At 55.9% G+C, this 15,647-nt stretch carries 16 protein-coding genes and 1 pseudogene; 11 read left to right on the top strand and 6 right to left on the bottom strand.

Translation table 11 applies throughout. The features are described 5' to 3' along the window. Positions 1-239: pseudogene (locus E0486_RS17575) on the bottom strand (hypothetical protein); the annotation flags it as partial. A gap of 180 nt (positions 240-419) precedes the next feature. Between E0486_RS17575 and E0486_RS17580 the strand changes: the two are divergent. Continuing rightward, on the top strand, positions 420-935 hold the full coding sequence (locus E0486_RS17580; RefSeq protein ID WP_131854222.1) for a hypothetical protein: 516 nt from the start codon (positions 420-422) through the stop codon (positions 933-935). Positions 936-1,853: 918 nt separating this feature from the next. On the opposite strand, the gene E0486_RS17585 is transcribed toward E0486_RS17580, so the two are convergent. Beyond that, entirely contained in the window at positions 1,854-3,044 is a 1,191-nt protein-coding gene (locus E0486_RS17585; RefSeq protein WP_243697472.1) for an IS110 family RNA-guided transposase, read from the bottom strand. A gap of 212 nt (positions 3,045-3,256) precedes the next feature. Here E0486_RS17585 and E0486_RS17590 point away from each other — a divergent pair, with 212 nt between their 5' ends. The 6 genes from E0486_RS17590 (at position 3,257) to E0486_RS17610 (ending at position 6,747) form a co-directional block, all read left to right on the top strand. Continuing rightward, positions 3,257-3,577 (top strand): nucleotidyltransferase family protein, encoded by a 321-nt coding sequence (locus tag E0486_RS17590; RefSeq protein WP_207906287.1) that lies wholly within the window; start codon positions 3,257-3,259, stop codon positions 3,575-3,577. After that, positions 3,567-3,899, top strand: coding sequence for a HepT-like ribonuclease domain-containing protein (locus E0486_RS17595; RefSeq protein ID WP_131854224.1), 333 nt, complete (start codon positions 3,567-3,569; stop codon positions 3,897-3,899). The genes E0486_RS17590 and E0486_RS17595 overlap by 11 nt, the downstream gene beginning before the upstream one ends. Before the next feature lie 116 nt (positions 3,900-4,015). Continuing rightward, complete coding sequence (locus tag E0486_RS19385) at positions 4,016-4,462, top strand: DUF5990 family protein (protein ID WP_394345764.1); 447 nt, start codon at positions 4,016-4,018, stop codon at positions 4,460-4,462. Between the two features lie 667 nt (positions 4,463-5,129). After that, positions 5,130-5,474: a DUF3592 domain-containing protein gene (locus E0486_RS17600; protein ID WP_131854226.1), complete on the top strand. Its 345-nt coding sequence runs from the start codon at positions 5,130-5,132 to the stop codon at positions 5,472-5,474. Positions 5,475-5,686: 212 nt separating this feature from the next. Further along, positions 5,687-6,127: a VOC family protein gene (locus E0486_RS17605; protein ID WP_131854228.1), complete on the top strand. Its 441-nt coding sequence runs from the start codon at positions 5,687-5,689 to the stop codon at positions 6,125-6,127. 173 nt (positions 6,128-6,300) lie between these two features. Then, positions 6,301-6,747 (top strand): hypothetical protein, encoded by a 447-nt coding sequence (locus E0486_RS17610; protein WP_131854230.1) that lies wholly within the window; start codon positions 6,301-6,303, stop codon positions 6,745-6,747. A 109-nt stretch (positions 6,748-6,856) separates the two neighbouring features. Here E0486_RS17610 and E0486_RS17615 read toward each other — a convergent pair whose 3' ends face one another. Then, the gene (locus E0486_RS17615; RefSeq protein WP_131854232.1) at positions 6,857-7,336 is read right to left on the bottom strand and encodes a DoxX family protein; all 480 of its coding nucleotides are present in this window, start codon (positions 7,334-7,336) and stop codon (positions 6,857-6,859) included. A 138-nt stretch (positions 7,337-7,474) separates the two neighbouring features. Between E0486_RS17615 and E0486_RS17620 the strand changes: the two genes are divergently transcribed. Beyond that, positions 7,475-7,921 (top strand): hypothetical protein, encoded by a 447-nt coding sequence (locus E0486_RS17620; protein WP_131854234.1) that lies wholly within the window; start codon positions 7,475-7,477, stop codon positions 7,919-7,921. 330 nt (positions 7,922-8,251) lie between these two features. Here the strand turns inward: E0486_RS17620 and E0486_RS17625 are convergent, their stop codons facing one another. The 3 genes from E0486_RS17625 to E0486_RS17635 are packed head-to-tail and all read right to left on the bottom strand — an operon-like array spanning position 8,252 to position 10,505. After that, positions 8,252-8,788, bottom strand: a complete 537-nt coding sequence (locus E0486_RS17625) for a hypothetical protein (RefSeq protein ID WP_131854236.1) — start codon at positions 8,786-8,788, stop codon at positions 8,252-8,254. Continuing rightward, entirely contained in the window at positions 8,788-9,597 is an 810-nt protein-coding gene (locus tag E0486_RS17630; RefSeq protein ID WP_131854238.1) for an ABC transporter permease, read from the bottom strand. The genes E0486_RS17625 and E0486_RS17630 overlap by 1 nt, the downstream gene beginning before the upstream one ends. 11 nt (positions 9,598-9,608) lie before the next feature. Next, a complete protein-coding gene (locus tag E0486_RS17635; RefSeq protein WP_131854240.1) occupies positions 9,609-10,505 on the bottom strand; it encodes an ABC transporter ATP-binding protein in 897 nt (298 codons plus the stop codon). A 176-nt stretch (positions 10,506-10,681) separates the two neighbouring features. Between E0486_RS17635 and E0486_RS17640 the strand changes: the two genes are divergently transcribed. The 3 genes from E0486_RS17640 to E0486_RS19150 all read left to right on the top strand — a co-directional run bounded on the left by E0486_RS17640 (position 10,682) and on the right by E0486_RS19150 (position 15,610). Then, positions 10,682-12,088, top strand: a complete 1,407-nt coding sequence (locus E0486_RS17640) for a serine hydrolase domain-containing protein (protein WP_131854242.1) — start codon at positions 10,682-10,684, stop codon at positions 12,086-12,088. 164 nt (positions 12,089-12,252) lie between these two features. Beyond that, complete coding sequence (locus E0486_RS17645) at positions 12,253-14,451, top strand: B12-binding domain-containing radical SAM protein (RefSeq protein ID WP_131854244.1); 2,199 nt, start codon at positions 12,253-12,255, stop codon at positions 14,449-14,451. A 202-nt stretch (positions 14,452-14,653) separates the two neighbouring features. After that, positions 14,654-15,610, top strand: coding sequence for a polysaccharide lyase (locus E0486_RS19150; RefSeq protein WP_207906288.1), 957 nt, complete (start codon positions 14,654-14,656; stop codon positions 15,608-15,610). Positions 15,611-15,647 lie beyond the last annotated feature (37 nt).

A 15,647-nucleotide genomic window follows, 5' to 3' on the forward strand; every position in this document is an offset into this window, starting at 1 on the left:
TAGACGCAGCGGAACTGCGCGTTGCCATAGCGGCCTCTCAGGTGACGAATCAGCAGGTCGCTATCGGCTTCAAGGGAAACATTGCCGAGGCAGACCCCGTCGCAGAGCACCGCTACCTGCCAGCGCTTCTTGTGCACGTCGATGCCGACCGAGAGGTCGTGGTTGGAAAAGTCTTGCGCGCGGCTTATCTTAGTTGCCGGGTCCGCCACACGTGCTGAGGTCTTGAGGGTTGTTTTCATTTATGAAGCATTTTGGTTCCTTAAGATACCTCTTGCAGCATTGCTTCACCGCAACTGACTGCTTGCCGGTGGCGGACCCTTTTACATATAGACTGTTGCGCTATGGCCTCCGAACTGTCCTGTAATTCGTAATTTTCCTCTCGGCCACAGCGCAAAGCCCTGGTCGTTGTGCGAAATATTATGAGACACTTATTTTTCTTCTTTTTATTGATACCGCTTTTGACATTTTCACAACTTGACAAAGCAAAATGGTTGAAAAATAAATTCAAAACTGCTGATACAATACTTTTAATTAGTCACAGTGAATTCATCATGGGATCAACTAATGATGTTGTTGATAGCAACGGTAGAAGTGTTGCTTTACCAAAACTTATCATTAATAATAAACTTAACAGAGCAGTTGTAAAAGAAGAGAAAGTGATTAGTGGTAAAGCTGTTGACAGTCTAATCAAAATATTGTTACGGCAAGACAAAGATGCGCTAATAGGACAAGGTGGCTGCTTTGTGCCGCGACAAAGCATTATAGTTGTAAAAGGTTCCGAAACATCATATATAGACTTGTGTTTTCATTGCGGTAGCTATGAAACATCAAAAGATTTACAAGAAATTCCTCCTTTTGACAGTCTCAGGTGGACAGAACTTGAAAACTATTTTAGGCAGCATGGACTTACATATGAACTTGACAAAGTAGACTGAACTTAATGACTTCGCACAACAAAAGGCTTTCTGCTATGCTGGCTGACACAGCTCACTTCATCATTTGTAATTCTATTTATCTTTAATAAGTTATTCGGCAGACGGAATTCTATTGCCAGCACAGCAGAAAGCCGGAGCCGTTAGCAGCAACCCAGCGACTTTTCCTATATTCGAAGAGAAGTAGCATCTACAATGAACCCCGAGTCACTATTTGAGCGCGCTGAACAGATTTTACTTTCTGTTCGGGGATTTGCAACTGATGACAGCGACGTGGTCTGGACAACGTGGGACACACCAACTCAGATGCGAGCCGAGATCGACGCTTGTATCGAAAAGATTCGCAATCAAGATCTTGAAGGAATTAAACGGGCTTCTTTTCTGTTTCTTCCAACTAGTGACTTCCAAGAGCATTCTATATCGAATGGCTGGACTGACGAGTACATGCGACTTTCCACTTCGTTTGATCAGGTCGAACAGTCCTTGAAGGGCTGCTGCTAACATGGGCTCCTATGTAAAGGGAAAAGTTGCATGAGGTAACCACTTTATTTTTTGGGTGCTTCTTCAATGATGATTGCAAGCGGTGTTTCACCGTTTTTTTTATGTGGCGGCAATCATCGTTGAAGAAGCGCAAGCCTGCCCGGCAGGGGCAAGGCCCGTGTTGGATGATCTATTCGATGCCGATGTTCTTCTTCCAGGTTTTTTCGTGAAGCAGGCTCCTATGAGCAGTCAACGCTTTGGATCGGTTGCTGCAGGTCTTTATCAGTAGTTAGAAAAAGCGGCCGCTGCAGACTGTTGCGGAGCACCTCCGGGTAGGAGTGCAGCCCATGTTGAGCAGTCGGCCGCTAAGATGTTGGGAAGCTTCTTTCATTGTCTGGGAGAAGAAGTCGGATCGGTTTTGTTGTTGTTAGTTGACGTTGTTTAGTCCGTTGTTGCCGGTTTCGGTTGCCGCCTTTTCTTGGCTGGCGGCTCCGGTGCGTTGATCTCTGTGCTGCTGCCTCCTTCCACGCCTTTCACGTATAGCCTTCCGCTCAGCAAGACCGCACGCATCCGCCGGAGCAATCTCCGGGCGATGCGGATCAGTGCCTGCTCGGGCTTCATGCGCCCGCATAGCTTTTTGTAGGCGTCCAGCATGGCGGGATCCCTGCGGATCAATTGCCAGGAGGCCTCCACCAGGTGGCTTCTTAGTTGGTTGTGCCGGCGCTGGGTAATGCCGGTATGCTGCTGACGCTCGCCACTTGAGTGCTCGTCGGGGCAGAGGCCTACGAAGCGGTTGAGGGCGTCGAAGTTTTTAAACCGCGTCACATCGCCCACTTCCAGCACGAAGAGCTGCGCGGTCAGCGGGCCGATGGAGGGAATGGAGCGCAGCAGCCCTTCTTGTTTTACGTAGGGCTCGGTGCGCATGAGGGCCCGCAGCTTCTTTTCGGTCTTGAGCAGGAGCAGGCGGAGGTGCCGCACTTCTTCCAGCATCAGCTCCAACGTATCCTGCAGCTCCGTGTCCCGGGCCGCCTGCTGTTCGATCCACTGGAGGAAGTTGTGGCTCCAGTGCGGGTTGTCAAATTGCGGGGGCACGGTGATGGCCTGGAACTCCAGTTCGCTTTTCAGCCGGTTTTTGCAGCGCGTGAGGTCGCCCCAGAGTTTTTTACGGAAGCGGATGAGGGAGCGGTGTTTCTGCAGTTTCTCGGTGGGCACGTGGATGCCCCGCAGGAGGCCCGCTGCGAGGTGGTTGGCGAGACGCCGGGCGTCCACCGCATCGGTCTTGCCGCGGCGCTCGGCATCGGTGCCGGGGATGTCGGCGGGATTGACCACGATACACTCCATGCCGGCGGCCCACAGGGCGCGGCAGAGGGCAAAGCCAAAGGGGCCGGCTTCATAGACGCAGCGGAACTGCGCGTTGCCATAGCGGCCTCTCAGGTGACGAATCAGCAGGTCGCTATCGGCTTCAAGGGAAACATTGCCGAGGCAGACCCCGTCGCAGAGCACCGCTACCTGCCAGCGCTTCTTGTGCACGTCGATGCCGACCGAGAGGTCGTGGTTGGAAAAGTCTTGCGCGCGGCTTATCTTAGTTGCCGGGTCCGCCACACGTGCTGAGGTCTTGAGGGTTGTTTTCATATATATGAAGCATTTTGATTCCTTAAGGTACCTCTTGCAGCATTGCTTCACCGCAACTGACTGCTTGCCGGTGGCGGACCCTTTTACATATAGACTGTTGCGCTAGGCTAGGTCGTTTATAATTATTAGCTTTCCTACAGTAAGCCGGCCAGCGCAAAGCCCTGGTCGTTGGGCGCTATGCGGTGGCAGTCTTAAATTCAAATGGCGTAATTTTGGCTGAACGACTAGAAATGCGGCTGATAGACCAACATAAAGCGATTATTGCAGCTCTTTGCCAGCGGCACGGAGTGCGCAGGCTTTATGTCTTTGGTTCTATATTGTCTGACCGTTTTTCTGAAGATAGCGACATCGATCTGCTGGTTGACTTTTCTGGCGTAGACCTTAAGCATTATGCAGACAACTACTATAACTTCAAATTTGCCCTCGAAGAAGCACTCCATCATCCAGTAGATCTGATTGAGGAAAAGGCGCTCCGTAACCCCTTTTTTAAACAAAGTGTTGAGGCACAGCGACAGCTACTTTATGCAGCTTGAACTCAAGACCTGGGCTTACGATATTTTGACTGCCATCCACGAAGTCGAACTGTTTCTGGAGGACGTGCCTGAGTTTTCTGTTTATCAGGGCGATTTAAAAACCAAGCGCGCTATTGAGCGCAACCTTGAAATTATTGGCGAAGCCATGAATCGGATGTTACAAAAGGAGCCGAGTCTTCAATTTAGTGACGCACGCAAGATCGTGGATACAAGAAACCGGATTATTCACGGCTACGATACTGTATCTGATGAAGTGCTTTGGAGCATTGTCACAACCAATTTACAGACGCTGAAGCTTGAGGTGGAACAGTTCCTGAAATAGCACAGCGCTCAACAGGAGCTATTGCGCTAGCCTGCTGTCTCAAAGCAAAACACTAACTTAGTTCGACCGGCCAGCGTAAGCCGTGGCGGTTAAGCGCCATTCAATCCTCCTCGAAAATGTCAGTAACCTCAGATCGAACTGTATCTCTTCAGATTATCATTAAAAAGCCTAAGGCAGGAATCTGCTATGGGCTACAGAAAGGTAGTGGCAGTACCTGCGTGACTGAGCAAGCCCAAATGTCCGGGGACTCAGATCTAACCTTTGAGCTGGTAATGCCTGTCAAAGCCGATAGAGCTGGCCGGTTTGTCTTTTCGGGTCCCTTTGCGCAGGGTTCGCCCGAGGAGCGCTTTGTTTACATCGGTATGGGTAGCTATGCGGGACAAAAAGATAGTACTATCAATGGGCGCCTGAAGATTCCGCTTCCCGAGCTATCTGGAAACCTGCTTGTATATATGGAAAGGGGCAGCGTGCTGGCAGCTTGTGTTCCAGGGACGGATCCAAAAACAGGGCAACCGAAGATGGCGACTGCAGAACCAGAGGATGGGTGGATCATTGCATCATAGACAGTACGGCGCCTGACATAGACTTTGCGCCAGCTTCATTCCCTGGTGCAATAGGCTAACTATAATATACGCCAACGCAAAGCCCTGGTTGGTAAGCGCTACTTGCAGTCTCTCCCCTGAAGTTAATAGATCCAAATTGAGTAATGGAACACGGATGAAGTTGCTAAATCTTATTGGGGCATTTTTGGTGGCCGCTTTCTTGCTGTTTATTCCTATCAGGTACTATGTAATAGAGGCCAATAAGCTGGATACAAATTATCGATATACGGTTGGAACGGTTTATTCCATTAGCTATCCTGCGGATGGCGGACCGGATGCGAAATTTCGTTATTGTGTAAAGAATGTCGAATACAAAAGCTCGATCCTTATAGATCCAGACGAGCGAGCGCTTACCGTTGGGGATACCATTCTGGTGAAGTTCTATGTGCCTGATCCGACACTGGTGAGAGGCCAATATCAAAATCCGGTTGATAGAGCAGAATATGGAAAGTTCGACTCTTCGCGGTGTGGAGGTCATTGACACGTGCCTCTACGATCAGCGGGCAACAGGGGCGGTTGCGCTAGAGCCTGCGGGTATCCAGGGAAGTCATACATTCATTCCCGGCCACCGTGCAACGCCCTGGTCGTTAGCGGCAGGCCTGGCGTCCTATACCACAAGATTCTGGCGATGGAATTCATAGTCATTTTTTCAATTATCGGGTTATTGATCGGCTTTGCGCTGTTTGAGCGGTCTAAGCCAGATCGCTTAAAGAGGAGGGGCGTTTCCGTTTCTGGAACCATTGTGGCAAACGAGGTGCGCAGCAGCGCGGGCAATGACCGGTACCGAATGGACGGCCATTTGAATGAGCCGACCGTCACTTTTTTGACCATTGACGGAAGAGAAATAACCGGTAAGCCCATCGTCGGTTTTGTAACCCAGTACCGGCTCCATCCGCCAATTGGGGTCATTGTGGTTTATGATCTTAAAAACCCCAAACGATTTACCATCGACTTTGAACGCTCCTTTAAGTAAAGTGACTTTCTGGATTGGCCGGCCTGTTGGCGGCAGGGGGGCTGTCCGTTTTGAAATACTTTTTATATAAGACTTCCATTGCCATTCTATTGATAGCCTTGCTTAAGATAGCGCGAGCGGGGCGCCCGTGACGCAAACCGCCTCTATTTTGACGCGTTCCTACCTTGATGGTGTCGGGGCTTCGTGGTAGGTTTGAATCAAATTTGACCATTATGCCCGTAATCAACCCGCACATCAATTTCAACGGAAACGCCGAGGAAGCTTTCCAGTTCTACCAATCCGTATTCGGCGGAACGTTTTCTAAGGTGATCCGCTTCAAAGACCTCGCAAACGATCAATTCCCCGTGGCAGCGAAAGAAGAGAACAAGATCATGCACATCGCCCTGCCCATCGGGAAAAGCAATGTGCTGATGGCCAACGATGTTCCGGAGGTGCTGGGAACGGTGAACGAGAACGAGCACCGGAGCAAGATCTCCATCAGCGCGGAAAGCAGGGAAGAAGCCGACCGCCTCTTCCAGGGCCTTTCCGCAGGCGGGCAAGTGGAAATGCCGATTGCAGACAGTCCCTGGGGTACCTATTTCGCCATGTTCCGCGACAAGTACGGCATTGAATGGATGGTGGAGTTCGACCCGAAGAAGGACGGAACGGCATAAAGCAGCCGGGGGCTTATCGGTGTAAAAAACGGACATCCGCAAAATCGGTTATCGATGACGGAAAGAGAAAACCGGCCCTCGCTGATCCGGGCCTGCGCCGCTCATCTGGTTTGGGGCCGTTGGGGAGCAGTCAAGGGAATAACTTACTACTTCAACAACTAAAACCTTTTTTTATGAAGAAGCTCTTATTCCTGACGTTGATCCTGGGCGGCGTGGCCGCCACTTCCGTACACGCGCAAGGTGCCAGCCAGGCCGCGGCGCAACCGAAGGAAGGCGAAAAGGCGTCCGCCACAACTGCCGCTACACCGGCTTCGGCAGGTGCGGACGATGCCGCTATGCTGCAGCGCGCGAAAGAACAGCAGCGGCCGGCGATGGTCGAAAAAACCGGGCTGACCGACGCGCAGGCGGACCGGATCATCGAGATCAATTTCGAAATCCGCCAGATGGCGCGTGGCCTGAAAGACCTGAATGAAACGGAGCGCAGCGCCCGGGTTGCGGAACTGAAAGCGCTGAAGGAAAAGAAATACAGCGAAATTCCCCTGACGCAGGCGCAGATCCAGACGGTGTACGCGTATTACGAGGAGATGGGGAAGAACCGGGAAGGGAAAAGCGGGAACTGATCCTGCAGGAATACTTCGAAGCTGCCGGAAGGCAGCTTTTTTCGTTGCAGGGCACAGGGATCTCTTGACCCCTTTTTCGAATCAACACCTGGAAAGCCCGAAGTGTGCGTTACCGGTTGCCGGTATCGCGCCAATGGTCGCTGAGCGGCTTGCCGTGCACTTCCTCGCGGTCGAACAGGCGGTCGAGCGACCAGTAGCCGCTGCCGATGATGAAGAACCAGACGAGGCCGGCCAGCAGCACCAGTGTCAGCAAAAAGTCGGTGAAGTGGGCGGTCATGCCCGAGTTGACGAAGATGAGCGCACCCAGCAGGATGGGGATCTGCGCCAGCGCCGCCGCCCGCGTGAGCATCCCGGTGGCGATCATGAACCCGCCGACGATATGGGCGAAGATGATGTAGTGTTGCAGGAGCATGAGCAGGAAGCCGCTGAAGGGCACCTGGCTCGAGATTACTTCGTACAGGTAATTGGAATGCGTGGCGAACTCTATCCCTTTGATGCAAAGAAAAACACCAAGGGCGATTCGTACGAGGTCCATGTACCGGGGATGGTGCGCTTCTCCCCAACGTTGCAGGTGCTGAATCGAGTTCATAAAGCGGGTTTTAAAGGATGAAAAAAAGAGCTACTTAAAGTTACCCTTTTCCCGCGGGCTTTGTCCGGTAAAGTTGGAATACCTTTAGCCCTCAAGGTCAGCAGCACAAGGGCTGCGGGCCGCAATACCGCATCCTGCATGGCTTATTCTTTCTCCGGATTTATCGGCACCCTAGAGCCGGTGCAACGGATCTGCACCCGCTTCATTCTTGCCCGGCCCGTTTCGCTGGGGCAGGACCTTTTCCTGGTCCCGCTGACCGACGAGCTCCGGGAGCAAATGACGTCCCCTGCTGCAGAGCCGGTGCCGGGTTTCGAGCTGCTGACCGGGGCGATGGAGCCGGTAGCCCTTTCCGCATCGATGCTGGGGCCGCTGGCCTACGTGGAAGTCACCCATTGGAAAGGGGAGGGCAGCGAGGCCGGGATCATCTGGGAAGCGGGTGCCCGCCTGCGCACCATCCGCTTCGGGCAAGGCCTGATCAATACGGTGCTTAAGCACCTCGGCTGTACGGCCAACGAAGGCGCCGATGAGTTCACAACGCTCGGCTTCGGCCGCCGCCGCTTTACCGACGACTGGCTGGCGGAATGACTTTGATCTTCGAAGGTTTACGTAACATTTCAGGTGGCCTGGAAAGCCGCGCAGGCGCGGCGGGGCGACAAGCGCCCCTTGGGCCCAACGACCCAACGACGCGACGGCGCAACGGAGTACAAATGGCACAACACCGTCGCGTCATGGCGAAGGCTCTAGAGAAGCCAATAGTGTCCCGTCATTGCGAGCGAAGCGAAGCAATCCCACTCACGATGGCTCAGCTGCCCTTTGGGGCTACAGATTAGACGTGTTACAGATTGCTTCCCTCGCCTCTGGCGAGGTCGCAATGACGAGCCCAAAGGGGCAGGGGGCGCAATAACGCGAATGTGTTTACTGTGCGGGCATCGCTTTGTTTGGCACCATCTTCGGCGCTTTCCGCGGCGGGATCACCAGCTCCGGACTGAGGTCGGGCAGCACGCCCTTGAGCTTGTCGGCCTTGTATACGTTGGTATCGATGAACCACCAGCTTTCTCCCTTGTCGGGCGAGATCACGATCATGGAAGTTTCCACCGTCAGCTCGCCCATCGGCGTTAACACCGTCGTGCTTTGGGGCAACACGGCCTGCAGCTGGTCTTTGTAACGGGCGATCGGGCCGGGGTTGCCGATCCAGTAGCGCTTTACGGTCACGTTGAACGCCTTTGACAGGTTGAAGGCCGAATCCATTTTCGCTTTCATCTGCTGCGGCCCGCCGGCAAACCGGATGATGTTGGGATGCATGTACTTCACGAAGGTGTTGAAGTCGTTCTTCATCAGGGCCGTGCCCATATCCATGGCCTGTAACTTGATGGCGCTGGCCAGGTTTTGCGCGTTGCCGCGTACCGCCGTCAGCAGGCACAGCGTGAGCAGAAGGAGTGTCGTCTTTTTCATCAGAGGTCTCTTTTTTTGTTGATCCAGAAGCAAAGCGCCCAGGTGGCCGCCAACAGCATTAACGTGTAACCAATGTGCGCATTGCTTTGCGCCACCACCGCTTTCCACTCGGCTTCGTCGCGGGTAAACCAGCGGGGGAAGGGAATGAGGCGGTCGGAGATCTCCAGCGGCATGAATTCGAGCTTGACGCCCCACTTTTCCTTGCTCAGCCCAACGATCAGCGGCTCGAGCGGGAAGTAGTAGAACATGAACACACCGAGCGCGATAAACGCCTTGCGCACGAGCAGCGCCACCAGCAGGGCAAGCGACAGTTGCGACAACACCTGCAGGAAGAACAGCGCGATGTACTTGCTCCCGGCCCAGGGCGTGGACAGGCCGGCGCCGCCGTTGACGGTGCCGATCACAAAAGCCGTCAGCGTGTAGAGGCCGGTAATGAGCGCGCTGATCATTACAACGTTCCCGATCTTTCCCAGCATGAAATCGCGGCGGCTCCATCCGTCGATGATGTTCTGGCGGTGCGTTTTGTAGGTGTATTCGTTGGTGATGAACATGATCACCAGCAGGGCCGGCAGGAAGATGAACAGCGAGGAGATATAGGCCACCGTGCCCCATACATCGGGAAAGGTAAATGGGTTGGGCAGCATGCGGAACAGGGGCCCGACCTTGGGGTCGTTGAGACGGTCTTTGTAACCGTTGGAATAGAGCATGTAGTTCATGCCCGGATAGGAGAGGGCAAGGATGACGAGCATGGCCCAGAAGGCGGGATACTTCTTCATCTTGAGCCACTCGGTGCGAAAAATAGGCGTCATGAAGGCGTTGTTTAGTTGTTGGTGAGTTCGAAAAAGCGGGTTTCGAGCCGCTTTTTGCGCAAAATGAGGTGGCGGAGCACGATGCCTTCGCTGAAGCAATGGCGGTTGATGGCTTCGAGGTTGGCGGTGCCTTTTTCCAGGGCGAGTTGCACGGTGCCTTCCGGCGCCTGGCGGCTAATGCGGTTGCCAAAGGAGGCCAGGGCACGAACCAGCGCGTCGGTGTCGGCGGCGGCGGCTTCCACCACGTCTTCGTCCTGCAGCACCTCGTTGACCTCGCCGGTGGTAACCAGCTGGCCCGTCTTGAGGATCGCCACGTGGGTGCAGACCTTTTCCACTTCGTCGAGCAGGTGGCTGGCCATGATGATGGTGTGGCCCGAGTTGCGGAGCTCGTTGATGAGCGCGCGGATCTCGGCGATGCCTACGGGGTCGAGGCCGTTCGTGGGCTCGTCGAGCACCAGCACCTTCGGGTCGCCGAGGAGCGCGGCGGCGATGGCCAGGCGCTGCTTCATGCCGAGGCTGTACGATTTGAAGCGGCTCTTGCGGCGCTCGTAGAGGTTCACCTTTTTCAATACTTCGAGGATGTCCGCCTCCGTGCCGCGGCCGCTGATGCTTTGCGTGATCTTCAGGTTGTCGACGGCGGAGAGGTAGTGGTAGAAGTTGGGCGTTTCCAGCAGCGAGCCGATTTTCCGGCGTTGCGCGGGCGACCCGGGCTCCCCGAACCATCGGTAGTGGCCGCCGTCGGCATTGAGCACATCCAGCACGATGCTCAGCAGGGTGGTTTTACCGCTGCCGTTGGGGCCGAGGATACCGAAGACGGCGCCTTCGGGTACCGAAAACGAAACGTCGCGCAACGCTTTTACAGGGCCGTAGGCCTTCGCGATGTGGGAGAGGGAGAGCACGGAACTCATGGGCGGAAGTTTAGCGAAGTGCCTATTCAAAAAGCACTTTGAATTACAAAGTAAATGAAATTTTCCCGGATCCGGTCTGGCCTTCGGCTTTTTCTGACGAGCGGTAGCGGTAGCCTTCCCTGCGGCAGGGGCCGTCCGAAACGTTTTTGCCTCATCTTTACCCAAATTGCAACGGCATGTCTACTACCGTTTCCCGGAAGCCTTCGCTGGCGCGGCGCCTGCTGCGGGTGGCCGGCATTCTCCTCCTCCTGGGCCTGGCCTATGGCGTGTATTACGCCTGGCGCGCGTTCCCGATCATCAGCGGCTACTTCGCCAAGAACATGGCTTCGGCCGTGTTTGTACAGGGGCGCGACCCGGAGACGGTGCGGAGCGAAGACCTCGGAGGCTTTCCTTTCTCGCTGGCCTCCTACGAAGTGAACCGCGCCGACAGTTCGGTAACGGTGACGGTGTGGGGTCTGGCGCGCCACAAGGCCATCTACCGGGCAGGACTCGGCTGCACGCTGCTCAACAAGCTTCCGGAGGCCGACGTGCGGGCGCAGCGATTCGTACTGCCGCCGCGGCCGCTGTCTTCCGACACGCTGCCCTGGCCGATGGGCGACCTGCGTGCGGATTCCTTTCCGGTTGCGATCGATCCTGAAAAGCTATCGCTCGCCATGGATCATGCCCTGATGGCCCGCTCGTCGGAAGGTGATGGGCCAGGGCGCACGCGTTCGTTCCTGGTATTGTACGACGGCCAGCTCGTGGGCGAGCGGTATGCGGAAGGGGTCGATAAGAACCTGGTGCAAATCGGCTGGTCGATGTCGAAAAGCATGACGGCCGCCCTAATCGGCATCCTGGTAAAAGAAGGCCGGCTAAACCCCGATGCGCCGGCGCCCGTTCCCGAATGGAAGGGCACCGACAAAGCCGCCATCCGCCTCCGCGACCTGCTGCAGCAAAGCTCCGGGCTCGATTTCGAGGAAGATTATGGCAATCCTTCGGAAGTAACCAACATGCTGTTCCGCAGCGATGATATGGCCGCCTTCACCGCTGCGCGGCCGCTCGCGCAGCAACCGGGCACGGTGTTCAACTATTCCAGTGGCAATTCGAATATCCTGAGCCGCATCATCCGCCGGACGGTGGGCGAGGAGCGGTATGCCGCCTTTCCCTACGAGGCGTTGTTTTACCGCATCGGAGCCTATTCCACGCTACTCGAGCCCGATGCCTCGGGCACGTATATCGGTTCGTCGTACAGCTACGCTACCGCCCGCGACTTCGCGCGCTTTGGCTTGTTGTATTACCAGGATGGCGTCTGGAACGGCACGCGCCTGCTGCCTGAAGGCTGGGTGGCCGCCAGCGTGCAGCCTGCGCCCGGCGACCCGAATAAGCGTTACGGCTACCAGTTCTGGCTCAACGGGCAGGATCCCGAGCATCCCGGCCAGCGCAAGTTTCCCGACGCGCCTGCCGACCTCTATTACAGCAAAGGCTTCAACGGGCAAGGCGTGTACATCATCCCTTCGAAAAAGGTGATCGTTGTGCGGCTGGGCCAGCACCCGATCGATGAGAACACGTTCCTGCGGGAAGTGCTGGCAGCGCTGCGGCCGTAATTCGTGAAGCGTGAGCCCGTCAGCCGTGAGCGCTCAAGTCTGTTACAACGAAGGAACAAATAGTATCCGTTCTGTTAATTCGCATTGCGTGTTCACGGTTCACGGCTGACGGCTCACGAGGCGAATGCCCTGCCTTTGCTAACTTTGCTCCTTAATCCTCTTCTTTGCAAGCGCCCGTTTTACTGATTACACCGCCCTTCACGCAGCTCAATACGCCTTACCCGGCTACCGCCTACCTGAAAGGTTTTCTCAATACCAAAGGCATTCCCGCGCACCAGTGCGATCTCGGCATCGAGGTCACGCTGGCCATTTTTTGCAAGTCCGGGTTGGAGCAGCTGTTTGCGGAGATCGGCAAGCAGGGCAGGAGCTTGTCGGAGAACGCGGGCCGCATCGTGGCGCTGCAGGCGGATTATTGCGATTCGATCGACGAGGTGGTGGCCTTTCTGCAAGGCACGCGGCCCACGCTGGCCCACCGCATCGCGGGCCGCGGCTTTTTGCCCGAAGCGAGCCGCTTTGCACAGCTCGACGACCTGCAATGGGCCTTCGGTGCCATGGGCACCCAGGACCGCGCCAAGCACATCGCTACATTATACCTTGAAGACCTCAGTGATCTCATCCAGGAAACGGTAGACGAACACTTCGGCTTCAGCCGCTATGCCGAGCGCCTCGGCCGCTCCGCCAACTCGTTTGACGAGCTCCAGGCCGAGCTGCGGAAGCCGCTCAGCTACGTAGACCGCATCCTTGTAGAAATACTGGAAGAGAAGATGCGCCGCCTGCAGCCGCGGCTCGTGGCCCTGTCGGTACCTTTCCCGGGAAACCTCTACACTTCCCTACGCTGCGGTCAATGGATCAAGGCCCACTGCCCGGCCGTGCCCGTGGCCATGGGTGGCGGATTTGCCAACACAGAGCTGCGGTCGCTGAGCGATCCGCGGGTATTTGATTTCTACGATTACATCACGCTCGATGACGGCGAAGCGCCGATCGAGCAGCTCATCGCCCACATCGAAGGGCGCGTAGGCCGCGAGGGACTCAAGCGCACCTTGACGCGCGAGAACGGCGCCGTCGTTTACTACAACAACACCGCTTGCAGCGACTACCGGCAGGGGCAGGTGGGTACGCCCGACTACAGTGACTTTTTTCTCGATAAATACATCTCCGCCATCGAGGTGGTGAACCCGATGCACAGCCTCTGGAGCGACGGCCGCTGGAACAAGCTGACGATGGCCCATGGCTGCTATTGGGGCAAGTGCACGTTTTGCGACATTTCGCTCGATTACATCAAGAACTACGAGCCGCTTACGGCTGTGGTGCTGGTAGATCGCATGGAAGAGCTGATCGCGCAAACGGGCCAGAATGGTTTTCACTTTGTGGATGAGGCAGCACCTCCGGCGCTGATGCGTGCACTCGCTATCGAGATCCTCCGCCGCCGCCTCGTGGTGAGCTGGTGGGCCAACGTGCGTTTCGAAAAAGCCTTCAGCCGCGACCTCTGCCTGCTGTTGAAAGCTTCGGGCTGCATTGCCGTCAGCGGGGGGCTTGAAGTGGCCTCCGACCGGCTGCTGGCGTTGATCCAGAAAGGCATCACCGTGGCGCAGGTGGCGCGCGTGTGCCGCAACCTCAGCGACGCGGGCATTATGGTGCACGCTTACCTCATGTATGGCTTTCCCACGCAAACCGAGCAGGAGACCATCGATTCGCTGGAGCTGGTGCGGCAACTGTTCGAAAGCGGCGTGCTGCAGTCCGCTTTCTGGCACCTGTTTACTATGACGGCACATAGTCCTATCGGGCTCGAGCCGGACAAATTCCAGGTGCGTAAAGTGAAAGAACTGGTAGGCACGTTTGCCAACAACGACATCGATCACATCGACCCGAAAGGAGCCGCCCACGAGCAGTTCGGTTTCGGGCTCAAAAAGGCGCTGTTCAACTATATGCACGCCGCCTGCCTCGACTACCCGCTGCAAAAATGGTTCGATTTTAAAGTGCCGAGGCCGACGGTGGCGCCCGATACCATCCGCCAGGCGATCAACGAGCCCGAGCTACTCACCTCGGCGCCCAACAGCAAGGTGCTGTGGATCGGGAAAATGCCCGCTGCCGAGCTGCAAATGCGCAGCAAAAAAGGAGTCCAATGGGAAGTCCTGGCGCTGAGCTTTCCCCTGCAGAAGGCAACGTTGAACATACAGGTAGACCCGGCCAAAGGTGCCTGGCTGCAGGCGCTGCTGCCGCGCATCAGTGTGCACAGCCCCAAACCCTGGACCTTGCAGCAGGTGCAGGAAGACTATGAAAAAGCAGGGCTGGAAGACTTCGAGTTGTTCTGGGACAACAAACCTGTTAACGGTTTGTTCAAGGCCGGCCTGCTACGGATGTGATTGCGGAAACGCTTGCTGGGCTTCATTATGGCCCCTTTCGGGAAGCAAGCCCTGCGGCGCTCGCCCCGTGAATAATCGTGTTTACCCGGTATCGGACCGTACTTACCTAATGTTGGCCGGATAGGTCTCCAGGTGAAGGTAGTTTTACGTTGTGCCGCAAGGCGCAACGAACCTTTTACCACCTTTTAACCTGTACTATCCAATGAAAAACCTCCAAATGACCCGCCTGGGCTTCCTGGGCCTGGCCCTTGCCACCACGTTGCTGAGCTGCTCGAAAGACGACAGCATCCTGGAAGGCCGCAAACGGAATACAACCGACCCGGTTCCCACCACCACTACTACCTCTACCACGGGCACCACTACAACGGCACCGGCTCCAGCACCGGCACCGGCACCGGCTCCAGCACCCACGCCGACGACAGGTCTATCCACCCGCACGGTAAACTGGGATGGCCGCGCCAACAGTTCCTACGGTCTCACGCAAGCCGTTGCTGACTTTGGTAACGCCAACTACTGGCAGCAGAATACTTCCGCCCAAAGCCAGGTATACAACGGCATGCTGAAAACGACCCTGCTGGCCAACTCGTTGACTTCCGGTGGTGTGCTATCGCGGTCCAACGTTACACCCGGCTCGCAATATGAGCTTTCCTTCGATATGCAGTTCGACTCCAACTTCGACTTCAGCTGGGGCGGTAAAGTAGGCTACGGTCTCTTTATCGGCGACGGCAACACCGGTGGTGACCCGGGCTGGGACGGCAACGGCGGCTCCGTGCGTTTGATGTGGTACAAGAACACCAGCACCAGTCCTGTGATCCTGAAGCCTTACGTTTATTACAAAGACCAGCCCGGTACCTATGGCGACGACTTTGGCAAGGCCTATCCTGCCGGCGGTGCCTCGATCCAGAAAGGTACCTGGTATCATGTGAAGATGCTCGTGAAAAGCAATACCGGCTCCAACACCGACGGCCGCGTGCAGGTGGTGATCAACGGCACCACGGTATTGGACCAGGCGATTCGCTGGACGACCAACGATCTGAAGCGCCTTGTGAACAGCCTTTGCTTCGAGAATTTCCGCGGCGGCGCTGAAACCTACTGGCAGTCGTCCACCAACGGCGACATCCTGTTCGACAACGTGAAGCTGACGCAACTCGCGCTCTAACCCTCCTCTAATTAACAAAAAGCCGCTGCAGATGCAG

This window comes from Flaviaesturariibacter aridisoli (assembly GCF_004343705.1).
Taxonomy (GTDB): domain Bacteria; phylum Bacteroidota; class Bacteroidia; order Chitinophagales; family Chitinophagaceae; genus Flavisolibacter; species Flavisolibacter aridisoli.

What these genes read in the sequence shown, in the direction of transcription:
- E0486_RS17625 (WP_131854236.1), bottom strand. Translation starts at nt 8,788, where the DNA reads ATGAAAAAGACGACACTCCTTCTGCTCACGCTGTGCCTGCTGACGGCG.
- E0486_RS17585 (WP_243697472.1), bottom strand. Translation starts at nt 3,044, where the DNA reads ATGAAAACAACCCTCAAGACCTCAGCACGTGTGGCGGACCCGGCAACT.
- E0486_RS17635 (WP_131854240.1), bottom strand. Translation starts at nt 10,505, where the DNA reads ATGAGTTCCGTGCTCTCCCTCTCCCACATCGCGAAGGCCTACGGCCCT.
- E0486_RS17605 (WP_131854228.1), top strand. Translation starts at nt 5,687, where the DNA reads ATGCCCGTAATCAACCCGCACATCAATTTCAACGGAAACGCCGAGGAA.
- E0486_RS17600 (WP_131854226.1), top strand. Translation starts at nt 5,130, where the DNA reads ATGGAATTCATAGTCATTTTTTCAATTATCGGGTTATTGATCGGCTTT.
- E0486_RS17620 (WP_131854234.1), top strand. Translation starts at nt 7,475, where the DNA reads ATGGCTTATTCTTTCTCCGGATTTATCGGCACCCTAGAGCCGGTGCAA.
- E0486_RS19150 (WP_207906288.1), top strand. Translation starts at nt 14,654, where the DNA reads ATGAAAAACCTCCAAATGACCCGCCTGGGCTTCCTGGGCCTGGCCCTT.
- E0486_RS17630 (WP_131854238.1), bottom strand. Translation starts at nt 9,597, where the DNA reads ATGACGCCTATTTTTCGCACCGAGTGGCTCAAGATGAAGAAGTATCCC.
- E0486_RS17640 (WP_131854242.1), top strand. Translation starts at nt 10,682, where the DNA reads ATGTCTACTACCGTTTCCCGGAAGCCTTCGCTGGCGCGGCGCCTGCTG.
- E0486_RS17615 (WP_131854232.1), bottom strand. Translation starts at nt 7,336, where the DNA reads ATGAACTCGATTCAGCACCTGCAACGTTGGGGAGAAGCGCACCATCCC.
- E0486_RS19385 (WP_394345764.1), top strand. Translation starts at nt 4,016, where the DNA reads ATGTCAGTAACCTCAGATCGAACTGTATCTCTTCAGATTATCATTAAA.
- E0486_RS17595 (WP_131854224.1), top strand. Translation starts at nt 3,567, where the DNA reads ATGCAGCTTGAACTCAAGACCTGGGCTTACGATATTTTGACTGCCATC.
- E0486_RS17610 (WP_131854230.1), top strand. Translation starts at nt 6,301, where the DNA reads ATGAAGAAGCTCTTATTCCTGACGTTGATCCTGGGCGGCGTGGCCGCC.
- E0486_RS17580 (WP_131854222.1), top strand. Translation starts at nt 420, where the DNA reads ATGAGACACTTATTTTTCTTCTTTTTATTGATACCGCTTTTGACATTT.